Origin of the sequence: Paenibacillus sp. RC21 (assembly GCF_044907935.1) — a bacterium.
Classification (GTDB): domain Bacteria; phylum Bacillota; class Bacilli; order Paenibacillales; family Paenibacillaceae; genus Paenibacillus; species Paenibacillus terrae_A.
In genome coordinates, this window is record NZ_JBIYCS010000001.1 from 463,713 (window position 1) to 480,536 (window position 16,824).

Genomic DNA, 16,824 nt, shown 5'->3' on the forward strand with positions numbered 1-16,824 from the left:
GATATGCGCATTCGAGTTGAACCGGATGTGCTTCGGGGGCTTAGCGGGCAGCTACAGCATGCGGCGGAGCAAATTCAACAGTTAACAGCAGGGTTGGAGCAGGCGTTACAATCGATGGATTGGGATGTATCTACACGTGAGACTGTCTTGAATCATTGGATGCAGGCCAAGCGAATGTCGGAGCAAATTCATGCTTACCTCCATACATCAGGTGCACAATTGAATCAAAAGGCAGAACAGTTCCAGTCTGTTGACCACAACTATCATACGATTCTGTCATCTGCCAGCCAACCATTAGGACGACCAGTTACAATGCTGGATTGGTCGAATCAGCAGTCATCGTCTATTTTGCCCGGGCAACCTTCAGAAGGAAGCGGTCCGATTTCGGACCCGCAGTCTGTCGTGAATGCTATTGCTGGTGTACAGTCGTCGGATGCAGGTACGCTGAATCAGGATATTTTGAAGCAGGCGTCCTCCAGCAATCCGCAGGAATGGTATTTTGTTGACCCGGCTATAGTTAGGGATCAGCCTGTCGCTTAGTAGATTCTCGGGACTCTCCTGCCTGGTCACATGAGGCCATATAAATTCAGTTCATGGAATCCTGATTTTTTGGGACTTATTAGGTACTAATTCTATTGATATTATATTGTTAGATGCTGTTTTATAGTCAAAAAGTGGGGTTATTACAATTAGGACCTTCGCCTTTTGTAGGAAATTAAATAAACATAGTACAATTTGAACCAGTTAAACAAAACATTTAATATCATCAAGGAGGACTCATAATATGGCAGGACGTATTTTAATTACCCCGGAACAGGTCGATCAGGTAGCCAACCAATTTAAACAAAGCGGTGAACAAAGCCAGCAGATCGTTTCCAGCTTGACACAATCCATCTCAGGCATGGAAGGTCAATGGGAAGGTATGACCAAACAACGTTTCTTTCAAGAGTTTCAGGAAGCCAGCAAACAAATGCAAGCTTTCGTAACGACTTTGAACAGCATCAGCCAGGAACTGACGGCTATCGCTAATAAATTCCGTACTGTTGACCAAACGAAGTAAGATGCGAGATAGGCATCACCTTATAATATACCACTCTATGAGGAAGCAATATATATGAACCATTTCTTGTGGTTTGTACATTTGGTATAGTGGTTATCAGGAGAAACCGGGCGATCTTCGGACACCCGGTTTTCTTGCCATCCACAGATTGTATATAATAGGGTGTGGAAACTAGCATACTGAACGATGTAAGGAGAGGGATGTTCCATGTCTTTTCAACCGAATCCGGGAGACGAATTGATCATAAACGGCACAGCCTATGTGGTTGGGCGACATCCTGCTGCACCCGGTTTGGCTTATGCTCAAGCAGGGCGGCAGGGGATCGTATACCAGCTGAATGCCAAAAGCGGAGCGCCGCATGAGGCTAAAGCCCTTAAAGTGTTTTTTCCAAAGTTCCGTATCCCGGCTATGGTTTATCAATCAGAGCATATGGAAGCGTATGGGGATATCCCCGGGTTGCAGGTATGCAAGCGTGATGTGCTCACTCCAGAAAGAAACGGAAGTCTGATCGCCGAGCAGCCTGATTTGCTATATGCAGTGCTGATGCCATGGATTCATGGGACAACATGGTTCGATTGCCTCACAGCTCAGCAGCAGCTTGAGGCTTCCGATAGTCTGGCTTTGGCCAGAGCGCTGGCAGGGATCGGCTCAGCTATGGAGCAAAAAGGACTGGCACACTGTGATTTATCTGCGCCGAATGTCATGCTTCCGTTTTTTTCTGAAGTGGAACTGCCTGAAGGCACATCAGCTGTAGAATTGGTCGATGTGGAACAAATGTACAGTACCAAAATGGATCGTCCGGATGCTCTATTAGCGGGTTCGCCGGGGTATGCTGCGCACCGTACCGTTCACAGCGGATTATGGAGCGCGTATGCGGATCGTTTTGCAGGGGCCGTTATTATCGGCGAAATGCTGGGATGGTCAGACCGTGTGGTGGTCGATAAAGCGTGGGGCGAAAGTTATTTTGACCAGCATGAAATGCAGACGCCTTGCGAACGTTATTATATTTTACGCAAGTCGCTGGAAGCCCGTTGGGGAAGCAAAGTGGTGGAGCTGTTTAGCCGTGCCTGGGACAGCCAGGATCTGAGCAGTTGCCCTACCTTTGGTGAATGGCTGGTTGTACTCAATGCACTTACTGAGCAAGAGATTCCTGTTGAAGTAGAGACGGTGGAAACCGAGGCGACAGAGGCAGCAGCATTAGCTACTGGCGAGTCCGGGGAAGCTGCATCCTCCTTGGTTGCACCGCTCCAAGCGGAACAAGCTGCGATACTGAACCAGGCGATTGAGGAGCAAGGGGAGCGTGGGGTGACGGACAAGCTGTTCCGACAGGCGCGTGAACTGGAGAAGCAAAACAAGCCTGCTGCGGCCCTAGAGGTATATCGGTCGTTGTATCATTTTGTAGAAGACGGCAGCCCTCTGCATGTGGAGGTATCGGCTGCCATTATGGGGCTGGAGGAGCAGTTGAACCCCAAGCCGCCTGAGCAGCCTGAAAAATCAGCAGCCTGGTACCGCTCCAAAACGTTCATTGTGACAACGGCGGCGGCTGTCGTTCTGCTGGCTGTTGGCATTCCAGCCGTGAATATTCTGGCTGATCAGTCCAATCAGCGGCAAATCGAGGCAACCAAGCAGGAAGAAGCCGCAAAGGCGGCGAAAGCGAAGCTGGCTGCCGAGCAGGAGGCCTCTCAAAAGGCACTGACGGAGAAGCAGCGGCAGGAAGCTGAGCAGCAGGCCAAACAACAGGCCCTTGTAGCTCAGCAAGTTAAATATGAAGCCTACCTTGCTCAAAAGGAACAAAACAAGCAGGCGGCCGCCAAGCTGGCAAAGCAGAAAGCGTATGATCAGCAGGCGAAATACGAAAAATATTTAGCCTGGAAAAAGAACGAGGCTGCCCGCGCAGCGCAGGAAGAGGCAGCACGTAAGGCGGCGGCAGAGGCGAAGCAAAAGCAAAAAGCATCAATTCATGCAAGTAACAAACAAAATGTTCTCCAGCTTATTTCCCTGTATAACAAGGCTTATGCTTCTCAGGAGGGCGGAAGCACGGCGAAGGCGAAGGGTTTTGCCAATCGTTTTAGAGCGTTGTACGAAAGTAATTCTTCCTATTATCGTTCGGTAGGCGAAGTTGGTTATCGCGCTTCCTCTATCTATAACTTTTTGAGCGATACGAATTTCAGACTGCCTAAAATTTAATTATTCATATTTTCAGATATGGATTGAATGACAGAAGTAGTTTAGAAGGTAACTGAGGGGAGCATGTGTAAACGATGAATTATACGATACAGGCTTCACAACGTACCCCCGCCCTGATCATTTACCTGATTGACATTAGCGCGTCAATGAACATGCTTATGGAGGGGCGGCGGCGAATTGATGTCGTATATGAAGCTATATCACTGGCGATCCGGCAGATGGTTTTCCGTTCGACGAAAGGGAATCGGCTGACTGCACGCTACCGGATTGCGATTTTGGCTTATAGTGACGACGTATATGATCTGCTCAACGGTGTGAAGGGGATTGATGAAATCGCAGCGATTGGTTCTTTGCCCGATTTGACGCCCAAACGGTTTTCAGATTCGGCAAAAGCTTTCTTGCAAGCCGAACGAATTTTACAGGCAGAGCTGCCGGGGATGCAGGATTGCCCTGCGCCTTTGGTTTGTCATATGACAGATGGTGTTTCCACAGGTGATGATCCAGAACCGATTGCGAAGCGTATTATGAGCATGAGCGTACCGGACGGCAATGTACTGGTGGAAAACATATTTTTATCGGACAGACTACTGGAAACGCCTATTCAGGACCCACGCCGCTGGAAAGGTCTTACGCATAATACGCCGTTACAGGATGAACATGCTGTGAAATTGCGTAATATGTCTTCTGTACTTCCTGAAAGCTATCGGGAAATGCTGTTTGAGGCAGATTATCAGCTAGGTGAGGGAGCAGTTATGATGCTGCCTGGAACCTGTCCGGAACTGGTGTCCATCGGTTTTCAAATGTCGGCCGCAACGCCTGTACGGTAAGGAGGAAAACGCATGAATCCACTGCTGTCTCTGCTCCCCACGAGCAAAAGGAAGGGAATAAATGCACGGCTGGCGCAGCGTTTTGCCTACATCAGCTCTCAGACGGGCGATCAGCCACTATCGACGCATCATAGCCGATTTATGTGCCGTTATGGTTACGGAAGGTCTGCCGAATCTGCCAGTATGGGTGAAAGCGGACAGGATTTCGCCGCAGTGCGTATTCATAAATCCGTCTGTTGTTTTGTTCTGTGTGATGGTGTCGGGCTTAGTTACCAGGGAGATTTTGCAGCCCGCTATTTGGGTTCCTCTTTGCTGGATTGGATGGAACAGGGGCAGGATCTGTCTGCCGATAAGCTGGGGCTGTACCTCGAACGCTTGGCGGGTACAGCTGCGGAGGAACTGGATCGGCAGCCTTTACACCATGAATCGGGCTTGATGCGTTCGGTGCTGGAGGATAAACGTCGTCAGGGAAGCCAGTCGATGTATATTTGCGGTAAAATCGAACTGCCAAAGCGCGGCACCCGCGGGCGTCTCAGACTTGCCTGGCAAGGAGATTCACGATTGCGGCTGTGGAACGGGACGGAGGAGATCAGCGAATTGTTTGATCATACCTTTTCCACAGCGGAACGCTGGTCCACAAACCGCGGGCCGATTGGAGGTAAGCCTCATTGGTACGAAAGAAGTATACCCGCAGATATGCCGATGAGATTACAGGTATATAGTGACGGATTATCCGATTTGGACCCTATTCGTGAGCCTGTCCCTGATGAGCAGATACAGGTTTTGCTGGATGCCTCCCATACCGGAGGGCTTGATGATGATGCGGCATTTATTGAATTGCAGTGGTAAATGGAATAAGAAAAGGACGTATGCATCCATACTGATGGCTGCATAACGTCCTTTTTTGATGAATACATAGAAAGAAACTAAAGGTCAACAAGAAAGGAGAAGAAAAGGTGCGATAATGGGTGTATGATTGGTCCTTTTCTTGAATATCGCAAAGGAATAGCAAAAAATGCGCAAAAATGGTGATTATAAAGTATACCTTTTTGGGTAATCTTGTGATTATACAGGATACTGAAAGGGAGCGATACATATGAGCTACACATTGGCAGGAGGCGCGCGCTTTGAAGGCAAAACGGCTCTGATCACGGGGGCTGGTTCTGGTATTGGCAAGGCAACAGCTATTCAAATGGCCAGAGAGGGAGCAAATGTTGCTCTTTTTGATGTCAGTAATGAACGGATTGTAGAGACGGAGAGAGAGATTAATGCTATACGTGAAGGTGCCGCTCGGGCTTTTGACGTGGATATTGCCGATCCGGTGCGTGTGGAAAAAGCAGTTTTGGAAGCAGTTGAACTGTTTGGCGGACTGCATATCATTTTTGCCAATGCGGGGATTAACGGGGTGGTCGGACCGATTGAGGATTTGAGCATCGAGGATTGGCGGCAGACGCTGTCTACGAATCTGGACGGCACTTTCCTGACGGTGAAGTATACCGTACCGCATTTGAAAAAAAACGGTGGCGGCAGCATTATCATTACAAGCTCTATTAATGGAAATCAGCGCTTTACCAGCTTTGGAATGTCAGCCTACAGTACGTCCAAGGCAGGTCAAACCGGTTTTGCTAAAATGGCTGCGCTGGAGCTAGCCAAGTTCCGTATTCGTGTCAATGTCATCTATCCGGGAGCTATTTCGACGAATATTGATGAAACAACGGAGAAATCCGAAAGGTTAAAGCAGATTACCATCCCCGTTCAGTTTCCCGAAGGAGGGCAGCCGTTGGCTGATGGGCCCGGTCAACCCGAGCAGGTAGCTGATTTGGTGACATTCTTGGCTTCCGATCATTCGCGTCATATTACTGGTGCGCAAATTGTGATTGACGGGGCGGAATCCTTATTGTTTTAGTGCTAAAGAATTCTCTGTGAGGGAAAAATGTTTTGTGGTATCCTGAGTGTAACGTCTTGGTTAAGGTGCGAATGTGAAGCTCACATAAAAACCCCGGATCCTTCGCACCTCGAAATTTGTCGAAAAGGATTATAATCCACTTTCTATAATAGAAGTCAAGGGTGGATTCAAGCTTTTTTAGCATCGTTTTTTGCGGAAATGTATGGAATTGATATCATTAGAGTATCAATTGCTGTATTTTCGCTGTCGCACTCTATATGAGTGCGTGGATTGAAATTCATAGAAATACAAATTGTTATCACGCGGGTCAATCGTCGCACTCTATATGAGTGCGTGGATTGAAATACGAGGAGTGAGTGACGATGATCTTCCATTCTAAATAGTCGCACTCTATATGAGTGCGTGGATTGAAATCTACACTTTGGCAGGCTTCCGGCCCTACAGAGTAAAGTCGCACTCTATATGAGTGCGTGGATTGAAATCTGTCACATGCCGGATGTATGCCTGTACGGAAGCAGGTCGCACTCTATATGAGTGCGTGGATTGAAATAGGACATAAAGACAGGATCTTATCTCAGACACGACGGGTCGCACTCTATATGAGTACGTGGATTGAAATTAATATCCTGTTTGATTCGCCATATTGAGCATCGTCGCACTCTATATGAGTGCGTGGATTGAAATGTCTTTTTCCCACTCTACCAAGTCCTCAGAAAAACGTCGCACTCTATATGAGTGCGTGGATTGAAATTTCAATCCACTTAAGCAGCTTCGCTGCATCTATTAAGTCGCACTCTATATGAGTGCGTGGATTGAAATCGTGCCAAAACGCCGACCATCAAGGAGGAAAAACGTCGCACTCTATATGAGTGCGTGGATTGAAATATAAGCAATGAGTCGATCATCACAGCTTCGATATCGTCGCACTCTATATGAGTGCGTGGATTGAAATAGGCACAAGAAGAAGGGGACGAGGAGAAAGCCGCTGTCGCACTCTATATGAGTGCGTGGATTGAAATTCTTTGAGATTTAATGTGATGAATATAGTCTTTTTTAGGTCGCACTCTATATGAGTGCGTGGATTGAAATGGAAGAGTTGTTATATACCAAATTTCATTATTGTTCGTCGCACTCTATATGAGTGCGTGGATTGAAATATCTGATCGGCATAACCATATCTTACCGAAGTTGGTCGCACTCTATATGAGTGCGTGGATTGAAATTTTATGGTTAGGGTTAGGGTTAGGGTTAAGGTCACGGTCGCACTCTATATGAGTGCGTGGATTGAAATCGCTAACCTCGCAAAGGCTCTGCCTATGCTATAAACGTCGCACTCTATATGAGTGCGTGGATTGAAATCTTGGTAGAGGGCGGCTTACACAGCGCCTTCTATCCCGTCGCACTCTATATGAGTGCGTGGATTGAAATGTCAATCATTTTGTACATTTTCAGGCGTAATTTTTCCGTCGCACTCTATATGAGTGCGTGGATTGAAATCCCTTACGTGTGGGTATACCCCGTAAAGATGCGTCACGGTCGCACTCTATATGAGTGCGTGGATTGAAATCCTCTCAATTCATCGACTGTTGTATTTAAATAATCAGGTCGCACTCTATATGAGTGCGTGGATTGAAATTGCAAAGGTATCAACCTGTTCACCCGTCTCCACGTGTCGCACTCTATATGAGTGCGTGGATTGAAATATATGATGAAAAGTTTTAAATAGGCTGGTGCTGCTGGTCGCACTCTATATGAGTGCGTGGATTGAAATGTTAGGTACTACAGGCGGGCTTGTGCCACCAGTACCACGTCGCACTCTATATGAGTGCGTGGATTGAAATTGTCAGTTTGGATAAGAAAGCCAAGACTCTAAAATTAGTCGCACTCTATATGAGTGCGTGGATTGAAATCTTCCGCAATCCAACTACGCCGGGAACTGTTCCGTCGCACTCTATATGAGTGCGTGGATTGAAATCGATGGAGGTGACGGTGTAATGTACGAGGATCAAACGTCGCACTCTATATGAGTGCGTGGATTGAAACATCTACAGCGTCCTATCCTCGTGTAAACTTCCCCAACTGCACCCTACACTTCACTAAAATACACAAGCGGATTATGAGATTTTATTTATTCGGTGAATATTTATCTTGTACACTGATGTAAAAGAAAATTTTATTTCTGTTAGATCAGTTCAATCTGAAAAATCAATTATCAAATGACGATAAATAATATAGATGTTTACATAGTAAGAAGAGTTTTACCATAATTAATAAAGCCATTCGTCTTTTCGGAATCATCATCTCTATTCACTGCCAATCTTGGAATATCGATTATCGGATGCTTGAAAAATGTGAATTGACGCCGATATATATTCAGAACCAGACCTTATAAGCTCATTTACACCAATAATAAATGAAGGCAGAGGAACAGGGTTTATTTTATATGTGTAGCCCCAGTTGAAAGATAAGAGGAATGGAAGTCTGCTGTTGAAGTCACCATAAACAACGAGCGATATTTGGTTGCTAAGCTTACCATATTGGAGGACACGGAGAACAAGAATTGATGGAGAAGAAGGATTCAATATATTTCCATTTATTCAGTAACAGCATCTGGTTGTTAGGAGAGGAAAACGAATGAATTTATTATATATTCCTGGTCTGTATTTTTATGTCTATCTAGTTATAGGCCTTATAGTAGGATATTGGTTTATATCAAAGGAATTAACAGAGCGTGTACAGCAGGAAATGCAGGAACAGGACCCAGCGGAAAAAGATGAGGAACTGTCAACAGCTAGAGAGGATCTTTATCAATCCCTACATAATCTTTATCTGGTAATAGGTCAAAAAGGAGTTATCGCTATCATATACATCTTATTTATTCTTTTTTGGCTTCCGATGTGGCTAGTGATTACTTGGAAAAGGTTATTCTCGAAGAAAAATTAAAGGAGTGAAAACATGCAATATATTGCCCACATACGGGAAAGTGACCAAGAGATTCAGACGGTAGCAGACCACCTGTTGGAAACTCAACAGCTAGCAGAATCTTATGGAGACAAAATAGGTATCCGACATATTACTGGACTCGCTGGTATGCTGCATGACTTGGGCAAATACACAGAAAAGTTTCAAGATTACATACGTTTGGCGGTGCAAAATCCTGACAATCCACCGAAGCGGGGAAGTGTAGATCATTCCACGGCTGGTGGAAAGCTGCTATACAATCTCTTTCATATCCCCCCTCAAGGAACATTTGATCAGCAGGATTTCATGAACAAGGCACTATTATCCGAAGTTGTAGGAAATGCGATTATTTCACATCATGCCTATTTGCAGGATTTTTTAGACCCTGATCTGGAATCAAAGTTTTTGGATCGGGTGCGTGACCGGGAATTAGAGGGATTTGATCATGCAGTCTCCCTTTTTTATGAGCAGGTGATGAAAAAATCTGAATTCTATCATTATGTCAATCAAGCAGGGGCCGAGTTGGCTGAGTATATGCAGCGGGATCATAGTCCAGACGTTGAACTCCAAATGATGTTCTTATCCAAGTTTGTGTTCAGTGCTTTGATTGATGCGGATCGCACGAATACCCGCTGCTTTGAAGAAAATAAGAGTACAGACGATAAGAGCACAGATGAATCGATGAATCGCCAACAGCTATTTCAAACGTATTATAACAGGCTAATGGAGCGTATTAACGCTCTGCAATCAGGAGAGGATGCCGACACACCCATTAATCTGCTTAGAAAACAAATGTCCGAGCAATGTGAGCAATTTGCAGACAAGCCTTCCGGCATACATACTCTTTCAATCCCTACAGGGGGTGGAAAAACGCTGGCTAGTCTGCGTTATGCCCTAAAACATGCGTTCACATTTGAAAAGAAGCATATCATATACGTGGTTCCATTCACGACCATTATCGAACAAAACGCACGGGAGGTTCGTGAAATAATACAAGATGACGGCAACCTTCTGGAGCACCACTCCAATGTGGTCATGAATGAAATAGAGGATATAGACGGTGAGCGTCATGAGCTTGAAGATGTTGTGGTGAACACTCAGCAAAAATTAAAGCTGGCTAAGGATCATTGGGATTCGCCCCTCATTTTCACGACCATGGTGCAATTTTTAAATGTGTTTTACGCAGATGGCAGCAGAAATATCCGTAGACTTCACAATTTGAGTGAGTCGGTTATTATTTTTGATGAAGTCCAAAAAGTCCCCACACACTGTATTTCATTGTTTAATCAAGCGCTGAATTTTTTGAAAACGTATGCCTCTTCAAGTATTGTTCTTTGCACGGCTACGCAACCGGAATTGGATTTTGTTCACAACAAGCTGGACATTGAACCGGATGCCGAAATGGTGCATGAACTCGATCATGTCATTGAATCGTTTCAGCGGGTTGAAATTGTGGATAAAGCAACGGACGTGAACATGAATACGGAGAAACTTGCCGATTTCGTTGAGCAAAGACTTGCTGATGAATCAAGCATACTTGTTATTCTCAATACAAAAGCGGTGGTCAAAAATTTATATCGCCGATTAAAAGAAGACAACAGTACAGCTCCAATTTACCACTTAAGTACATCCATGTGCCCCGCCCATCGCAATGATATATTGGAGCAAGTAAAAAAACATTTGAAGCATAAAGAGCCTGTCGTTTGCATCAGTACACAATTGATTGAAGCGGGAGTGGATATCAGTTTTAAGTGTGTGATTCGGTCCTTGGCTGGTTTGGATTCTATTGCTCAGGCAGCGGGCAGATGTAATCGCCACGGAGAAGATAACAAGAAGCAAGTGTATGTCATAGATCATGAAGAAGAAAATCTCAAGAGTTTAAAAGAAATCAAAATCGGTAAAGAAATTTCCAGAAAAATGTTCATTGACTTCAAACGTGACGAAACTTGCTTCGGAGGTAATGTATTGTCAGCACAGGCTATGGAGGTATATTTCCAAAAATATTACACCGAACTGGCAATAGATTTGAACTATTTTGTACCTAAGCTAAGAAAAAATATGACTGAACTATTATCTGCCGATCGCAGTGAAAATACGTATTATCGCTCTTATTACGATGAGAAGGGTAGGGTTCTTCCCTTATTCTTAGCGAATAGCTATAAGACAGCGGCGAACCATTTTCAAGTCATTGAGGATCATACCACAGCTGTAATTGTTCCATATGGGGATGGAGAAAAAGAAGGAAGAGAAATTATCGCTGATCTCAATGGACAGCAAAGCATAGATGATCTTACCCGTTTGCTGCGCAGGGCGCAACCATTCACCATTAATATATCTCACTTTGAGAAAGAACAACTAGATCGAAATAAGGCGCTAGTTTCTTTTCTGGATGGAAAAATATTGGCTTTAACCGATGGGGCCTATCATGATTGTTATGGTATTAACCTTGAAAATGATAGTCCTCATAGTGGTTTTGTCCTTTAACATGTCCTTTATTGGGACTCAGGACTCATCTTTTACGTTGACTGACTATGACGAAAGTAATATTCTGGTATTGTATGTAGAAAAAATAGGAATAGAAAGGAGGATTATGCTAGTTGAGAAACGCAATCGAATTCAAAGTGTATGGAGACTATGCACTGTTCACAGACCCGCTAACCAAACTTGGTGGTGAGAAATTAACGTATAGTGTCCCAACCTATCAGGCGCTAAAAGGGATCGTAGAAAGTATTTATTGGAAACCGACCCTTACGATGATTGTTGACAAGGTTCGTGTACTCAAGCCTATTCGGATGGAGTCCAAGGGGATTCGGCCCATTGAATATAGCGGCGGTAATACGCTTGCTAATTATACCTATCTCAAAGACCCTTGCTATGAGGTTCAGGCTCATTTTATTTTTAATCCGCATCGTCCCGAGATGGAATATGATCGTAATGAGAATAAACATCATAACATTCTTAAACGCTCGCTGCTTGCGGGTGGACGCCGAGATATTTTTCTGGGTACACGTGAATGTCAGGCTTATATAGAGCCATGTGTTTTTGGTGAGGCACCCGGGTTCTATGATAACTATGGCGACATTCATTTGGGAAACATGGTACATGGGATTAACTACCCGGATGAGACAGGCAGGAATCAGTTGGAGGTACGCTTGTGGGAGCCTGTGATGAAGGATGGAGTCATAGAATTTATTAAACCAGAGGAATGCACCAAGGTTCGCGTCATAGCAGAGATGCAGCCCAAACGGTTTGATGAAAATAACGTTCAGGCCGCTGATGAGCTGCTTGCAGAGTGGGAGGGGTGGGGCATGAAATGAGCTGGCTGTTAAATCTATATGAAACATATAATTCCAACGACAAATGTGTCGGCGTGATTGAAAAAAAGTATAATGATCGCGAATACACGCTCCTACCCATCGCTCATACAACCCAAAATGCACAAATTGAAGTGGAAATTACCGAACAAGGTGATTTTCATTCAGCCAGAGTGTTGGACAAAACCGAGTTTAGTACATTAATTCCTTGTACAGAAAAGTCGGCCAGCCGGGCTGGCTCTGTCGTAGCACCTTATCCACTGCATGATAAATTAAGTTATGTAGCCGGAGATTTTGTCGCTTATGGTGGAAAGATCAAAAAAGAAGAGCCTTTTGCGGCTTATATCCAACAGTTAGAGGGTTGGGCTAATTCGGAGTTTGCTACGCCCAAGCTGAAAAGCATCTATCGTTACTTGAGCAAGCGCCGACTGATTCAAGACTTGGTAGTTGGAGAGCCTGTTTTATATCTGGATGCGGATCAGAAATTAATAACTACATGGGACAAGAAGTACGAACCTTTACATGGAGAAAAACCACGTATATTTACGGCAGTTCCCGGTGAAGTGGATAGCGTATTTATTCGTTTTAACGTGTATTCACCAGATAAAGCGTTAACTAAAGTCTGGAAGGATACAGAACTATATGATTCATTTATTGGTTACTACAGCCAGCTATTGGGCGAGGAAGACATATGTTATGTAACCGGGGAGAAGCTTCCCGGTACAGATAAACACGCGAATAAAATCAGAAATTCCGGAGATAAAGCCAAGCTGATTTCCGCCAATGATACGAGCGGCTTCACGTTCAGGGGAAGGTTTACTCACAGTCATGAAGCAGCAACCATCAGCTACGAGGTATCTCAAAAAGCTCATAATGCCTTAAAGTGGCTGATTCAACGTCAAGGAAAAATCATGGAAAATCGTGTCTTTCTCGTCTGGGGGAATGATTCCCCGGAAGTGCCATGCCTTACGGACAATGACAACATCTTTGCAATGGAATTTGGTTCTGAATCATCGCGGCCGATAACCCTCAAAGCCCATACTAACCAAGAGTTTGCTTTTGATCTGGCCAAAGCGCTATCGGGTTATCGTAATAAATTGGCTATCAAATCGGCGTCCAAAGCAAACGTCAATATTCTTGTGCTTGACTCAGCGACAACGGGACGCATGGCGGTTCTGTATTATCGAAACTTGGATAAAAAATTGTATTTTGACAAGCTAATAGACTGGCATTCTAAATGTGCCTGGCTGCACCGTTATCAAAAGGACGGGCAAGGTGATCTGCTACAATTTTGGGGAGCGCCGGCGACGAAGGACATTGCTTTTGCGGCCTACGGTTCGAAGGCGAATGACAAGCTTGTTAAAGGGCTGATGGAACGAATGCTTCCCTGTATTGTAGATGGTCGAAGAATTCCGCAGGATATTGTAAGGAGTGCTACTCACCGTGCCTCTAATCCGGTAGCTATGGATAAATGGGAATGGGAAAAGACACTGAGTATAACATGTGCATTGATTAACGAACGGGAGGGATACGATGTGGCATTAGATAAAGAAAATACGGATCGCAGTTATTTATTTGGCAGATTGTTGGCGATAGCTGATGTGATGGAACGAAACGCATTAGACAAGGATGAGAAGCGATCTACGAATGCAATTCGATATATGAGTGTATTTTCACAGCATCCGGAAAGAACCTGGAGAACCATTCAGAATGCTTTGCAGCCGTATCAAGCCAAATTCGGCAAACAACTAAACTATTATTCCAGTATGATTGATGAGGTTGCTTCACAAATCCCGTTTGATGAATTTAATAACGAGCCGCTGACCGGGAAATATTTGCTTGGATTCTACAGCCAGCGCTACAAGCTCTATCAGAAGACGGAGAAAAAGCAGGATGAGGGTAATCATGCAGGAGATGAAGACCATAAGGAAGACAGTAGCTCAGGTATGTGAATGAATAGCAGTAATCATAGCAATCGTTATAAATACAGAGCAACATTAAAAGGAGAATCCTAACATGTCTATTTTGGATCATAAAATTGATTTTGCGGTTGTAATGTCTGTCACAAAAGCCAATCCCAATGGCGATCCGTTGAATGGCAATCGCCCACGGCAAAATTACGATGGTTATGGCGAAATTTCAGATGTGGCTCTGAAACGGAAAATAAGAAATCGTCTGCAAGATATGGGCGAGTCTATTTTTGTTCAATCGAATGATCGGAAGTCAGATGCTTTTCATAGTTTAAGAGAACGTGCAGATGCCAACCCTGAATTGGAAAAATTCTTTAAGGGCAAGGAAAGCTCAAGTGATGAATTTGCTAGAATTGCTTGTCAGGAATGGATAGATGTTCGTAGCTTCGGTCAAGTGTTTGCGTTCAAGGCGGCAAGTAAGGGAGCAGGAGTGTCTGTTGGGGTAAGAGGGCCTGTATCTATACATACAGCAACCAGTATAGATCCTATTGATATTACAAGTATGCAAATTACCAAAAGTGTAAACTCCGAACCCGGCAAAGAAAGAGGCTCCGATACGATGGGGATGAAGCATCGGGTGGATTTTGGTGTGTACGTTTTTAAGGGAAGCATCAATACACAGCTAGCTGAAAAAACAGGATTTACACACGAAGACGCGGCGAAGATCAGGGAAGCGCTGATTAGCTTGTTTGAAAATGACGTATCATCGGCCCGTCCTGACGGCAGTATGGAGGTTCATAAGGTCTATTGGTGGGAGCATCCTTCCAAGCTTGGAAAATACTCATCTGCTAAAGTACATCGTTCTTTGGAAGTGAAACCGAAAGAAGATGTAAGTGCAATCGACAAATCTTTTGACACCCATTATGAATGTATAGTAACACCGCTCGAAGGCTTAGAGGTCCAAGAGTATGCAGGGCTATAACGAAGAAGATTATTTGCTATTATCCGGTATACAGCATTTTAATTTTTGTAGAAGACAGTGGGCGCTTATTCACATTGAGCAGCAATGGGAAGAAAATGTGCGGACGATTGAGGGGGATCATTTACACCGAAAAGCGGATCAGCCGATGATTCGTGAGAAAAGAGGAGATAAACTCATCGTACGCGCGTTGCCTATACATTCCAGAGAACTTGGGATTACCGGAATCTGTGACGTCGTAGAGTTTGTACGGGATGCTCATGGGGTTCCGCTGGCAGGGGAGGAAGGTATGTACCTTCCTTTTCCTGTGGAATACAAGCGCGGCAAACCCAAACGAAATGATTCAGATCATTCTCAGTTAGTTGCACAAGTGATGTGTCTTGAAGAAATGCTCGTGTGTGATATTGCAAAAGGTTACTTTTATTACGATGAGATCAAGCATCGGGTAGAGGTCATGATCACTGCTGCTGACCGTGAACGGGTGCGAGCAAGTATTCAGGAAATGCGGCATTATTTTGAGCGCAATCACACCCCTAAAGCTAAAGCGGGGCCACATTGCCAAAGCTGCTCGCTTCAACATATATGTGTGCCGGAAATTTTGAATAAAAGGTCTGTTTCCAGTTTCATTGAAAGCAGGATAGCTGAATGAAAAAATTACTGAATACGTTGTTTGTTACCTTGCCGGATACGTACTTGTCACTGGATGGGGACAATATCGTTATCAAACAAGAAGAGGCCATTTTGGCACGCTACCCGTTGCATAACCTGGAAGCTGTATGTACTTTTGGCTATGCAGGGGTAAGTCCGGGACTGATGGGTGCTTGTGCATCACGCAATATAGATTTAACCTTTATGACGCGAACTGGACGTTTCCTGGCACGTGTGATCGGAGAGAGTCGTGGAAATGTGGTACTCCGAAAAGAACAGTATCGGATTTCCGATGATGACAAAAGAAGTGCTCTTGTAGCCAGAAATATGATTATAGGCAAGATATATAATAATAAATGGATTTTGGAGCGAGCGACAAGGGACTATCCCCTACGTATTGACGCTGATCGAATGAAAAAGGTGACTGCTTCTTTAGCAGGGGCCATGCAGCAAGTCCGTGAAGTGGAGGATCTGGACATTTTGCGTGGTTTGGAGGGTGCGGCGGCTGTACAGTACAATTCGGTTTTTGATGAACTGATTTTGCAGCAAAAGAAGGATTTTTACTTCCATGGACGCAATAAACGCCCGCCGTTGGATAATGTCAATGCTTTATTATCTTTTGCCTACACACTTCTGTCCAACGATATGAAATCTGCACTGGAAGCTGTCGGTTTGGATGCTTATGTAGGTTTTCTGCATAGAGATCGTCCGGGGCGAGCTTCATTGGCACTGGATGTTATGGAAGAGCTTCGTGGAGTATATGCAGATCGTTTTGTCCTTACATTGATTAACAAAAAGTTGATTCATGGCAAAGGATTTTACAGGAAAGAAAATGGCGCTGTGATTATGGACGATGACACGAGAAAGATAGTATTGAAGGCATGGCAGGAACGCAAACAGGAAAAGATTATTCATCCTTATTTGAATGAGAAAATGTCTTGGGGGCTTGTGCCCTATTCACAGGCTTTGCTCTTGGCTAGACATATTCGGGGAGATCTGGACGAGTACCCTCCATTTTTGTGGAAGTAGGTG

General features: G+C 44.6%; 13 protein-coding genes and 1 CRISPR repeat array. All 13 genes read left to right on the top strand.

The features are described from left to right. Nucleotides 1–3 precede the first annotated feature (3 nt). The 13 genes from ABIA61_RS02235 (at nucleotide 4) to cas1c (ending at nucleotide 16,821) form a co-directional block, all read left to right on the top strand. Nucleotides 4–540, top strand: a complete 537-nt coding sequence (locus tag ABIA61_RS02235) for a WXG100 family type VII secretion target (RefSeq protein WP_404519212.1) — start codon at nucleotides 4–6, stop codon at nucleotides 538–540. A 244-nt stretch (nucleotides 541–784) separates the two neighbouring features. Continuing rightward, nucleotides 785–1,060 carry a WXG100 family type VII secretion target gene (locus ABIA61_RS02240; RefSeq protein WP_013309990.1) on the top strand — a complete coding sequence of 92 codons (276 nt, stop codon included), beginning with the start codon at nucleotides 785–787 and terminating at the stop codon, nucleotides 1,058–1,060. Between the two features lie 207 nt (nucleotides 1,061–1,267). Next, the gene (locus tag ABIA61_RS02245; RefSeq protein WP_404580240.1) at nucleotides 1,268–3,247 is read left to right on the top strand and encodes a serine/threonine-protein kinase; all 1,980 of its coding nucleotides are present in this window, start codon (nucleotides 1,268–1,270) and stop codon (nucleotides 3,245–3,247) included. A gap of 74 nt (nucleotides 3,248–3,321) precedes the next feature. Beyond that, entirely contained in the window at nucleotides 3,322–4,074 is a 753-nt protein-coding gene (locus tag ABIA61_RS02250; RefSeq protein WP_025685035.1) for a vWA domain-containing protein, read from the top strand. Between the two features lie 12 nt (nucleotides 4,075–4,086). After that, entirely contained in the window at nucleotides 4,087–4,923 is an 837-nt protein-coding gene (locus ABIA61_RS02255; RefSeq protein WP_283655696.1) for a hypothetical protein, read from the top strand. 247 nt (nucleotides 4,924–5,170) lie between these two features. After that, nucleotides 5,171–5,980 (top strand): SDR family oxidoreductase, encoded by an 810-nt coding sequence (locus ABIA61_RS02260; RefSeq protein ID WP_283655697.1) that lies wholly within the window; start codon nucleotides 5,171–5,173, stop codon nucleotides 5,978–5,980. Nucleotides 5,981–6,225: 245 nt separating this feature from the next. Further along, a CRISPR array of direct repeats spans nucleotides 6,226–8,023; the repeat unit is 32 nt; unit sequence GTCGCACTCTATATGAGTGCGTGGATTGAAAT. 591 nt (nucleotides 8,024–8,614) lie between these two features. Continuing rightward, the gene (locus tag ABIA61_RS02265) at nucleotides 8,615–8,923 is read left to right on the top strand and encodes a hypothetical protein (RefSeq protein ID WP_404519210.1); all 309 of its coding nucleotides are present in this window, start codon (nucleotides 8,615–8,617) and stop codon (nucleotides 8,921–8,923) included. Between the two features lie 12 nt (nucleotides 8,924–8,935). Then, nucleotides 8,936–11,425 carry a CRISPR-associated helicase Cas3' gene (cas3, locus tag ABIA61_RS02270; RefSeq protein ID WP_404580241.1) on the top strand — a complete coding sequence of 830 codons (2,490 nt, stop codon included), beginning with the start codon at nucleotides 8,936–8,938 and terminating at the stop codon, nucleotides 11,423–11,425. 113 nt (nucleotides 11,426–11,538) lie between these two features. After that, nucleotides 11,539–12,258, top strand: a complete 720-nt coding sequence (cas5c, locus tag ABIA61_RS02275) for a type I-C CRISPR-associated protein Cas5c (protein ID WP_404580242.1) — start codon at nucleotides 11,539–11,541, stop codon at nucleotides 12,256–12,258. Beyond that, nucleotides 12,255–14,207, top strand: coding sequence for a type I-C CRISPR-associated protein Cas8c/Csd1 (gene cas8c, locus ABIA61_RS02280; protein ID WP_283655700.1), 1,953 nt, complete (start codon nucleotides 12,255–12,257; stop codon nucleotides 14,205–14,207). The genes cas5c and cas8c overlap by 4 nt, the downstream gene beginning before the upstream one ends. Nucleotides 14,208–14,271: 64 nt before the next feature. Then, nucleotides 14,272–15,147 (top strand): type I-C CRISPR-associated protein Cas7/Csd2, encoded by an 876-nt coding sequence (cas7c, locus tag ABIA61_RS02285; RefSeq protein WP_283657827.1) that lies wholly within the window; start codon nucleotides 14,272–14,274, stop codon nucleotides 15,145–15,147. After that, entirely contained in the window at nucleotides 15,134–15,793 is a 660-nt protein-coding gene (gene cas4 / locus ABIA61_RS02290; protein WP_283655702.1) for a CRISPR-associated protein Cas4, read from the top strand. Before cas7c ends, cas4 begins: the two co-directional genes overlap by 14 nt. Further along, nucleotides 15,790–16,821, top strand: a complete 1,032-nt coding sequence (gene cas1c, locus ABIA61_RS02295; protein ID WP_283655703.1) for a type I-C CRISPR-associated endonuclease Cas1c — start codon at nucleotides 15,790–15,792, stop codon at nucleotides 16,819–16,821. The genes cas4 and cas1c overlap by 4 nt, the downstream gene beginning before the upstream one ends. Nucleotides 16,822–16,824 lie beyond the last annotated feature (3 nt).

Coding starts and splice junctions, on each gene's coding strand:
- ABIA61_RS02235 (WP_404519212.1), top strand. CDS start 4: ATGCGCATTCGAGTTGAACCGGATGTGCTTCGGGGGCTTAGCGGGCAG.
- ABIA61_RS02240 (WP_013309990.1), top strand. CDS start 785: ATGGCAGGACGTATTTTAATTACCCCGGAACAGGTCGATCAGGTAGCC.
- ABIA61_RS02245 (WP_404580240.1), top strand. CDS start 1,268: ATGTCTTTTCAACCGAATCCGGGAGACGAATTGATCATAAACGGCACA.
- ABIA61_RS02250 (WP_025685035.1), top strand. CDS start 3,322: ATGAATTATACGATACAGGCTTCACAACGTACCCCCGCCCTGATCATT.
- ABIA61_RS02255 (WP_283655696.1), top strand. CDS start 4,087: ATGAATCCACTGCTGTCTCTGCTCCCCACGAGCAAAAGGAAGGGAATA.
- ABIA61_RS02260 (WP_283655697.1), top strand. CDS start 5,171: ATGAGCTACACATTGGCAGGAGGCGCGCGCTTTGAAGGCAAAACGGCT.
- ABIA61_RS02265 (WP_404519210.1), top strand. CDS start 8,615: ATGAATTTATTATATATTCCTGGTCTGTATTTTTATGTCTATCTAGTT.
- cas3 (WP_404580241.1), top strand. CDS start 8,936: ATGCAATATATTGCCCACATACGGGAAAGTGACCAAGAGATTCAGACG.
- cas8c (WP_283655700.1), top strand. CDS start 12,255: ATGAGCTGGCTGTTAAATCTATATGAAACATATAATTCCAACGACAAA.
- cas7c (WP_283657827.1), top strand. CDS start 14,272: ATGTCTATTTTGGATCATAAAATTGATTTTGCGGTTGTAATGTCTGTC.
- cas4 (WP_283655702.1), top strand. CDS start 15,134: ATGCAGGGCTATAACGAAGAAGATTATTTGCTATTATCCGGTATACAG.
- cas1c (WP_283655703.1), top strand. CDS start 15,790: ATGAAAAAATTACTGAATACGTTGTTTGTTACCTTGCCGGATACGTAC.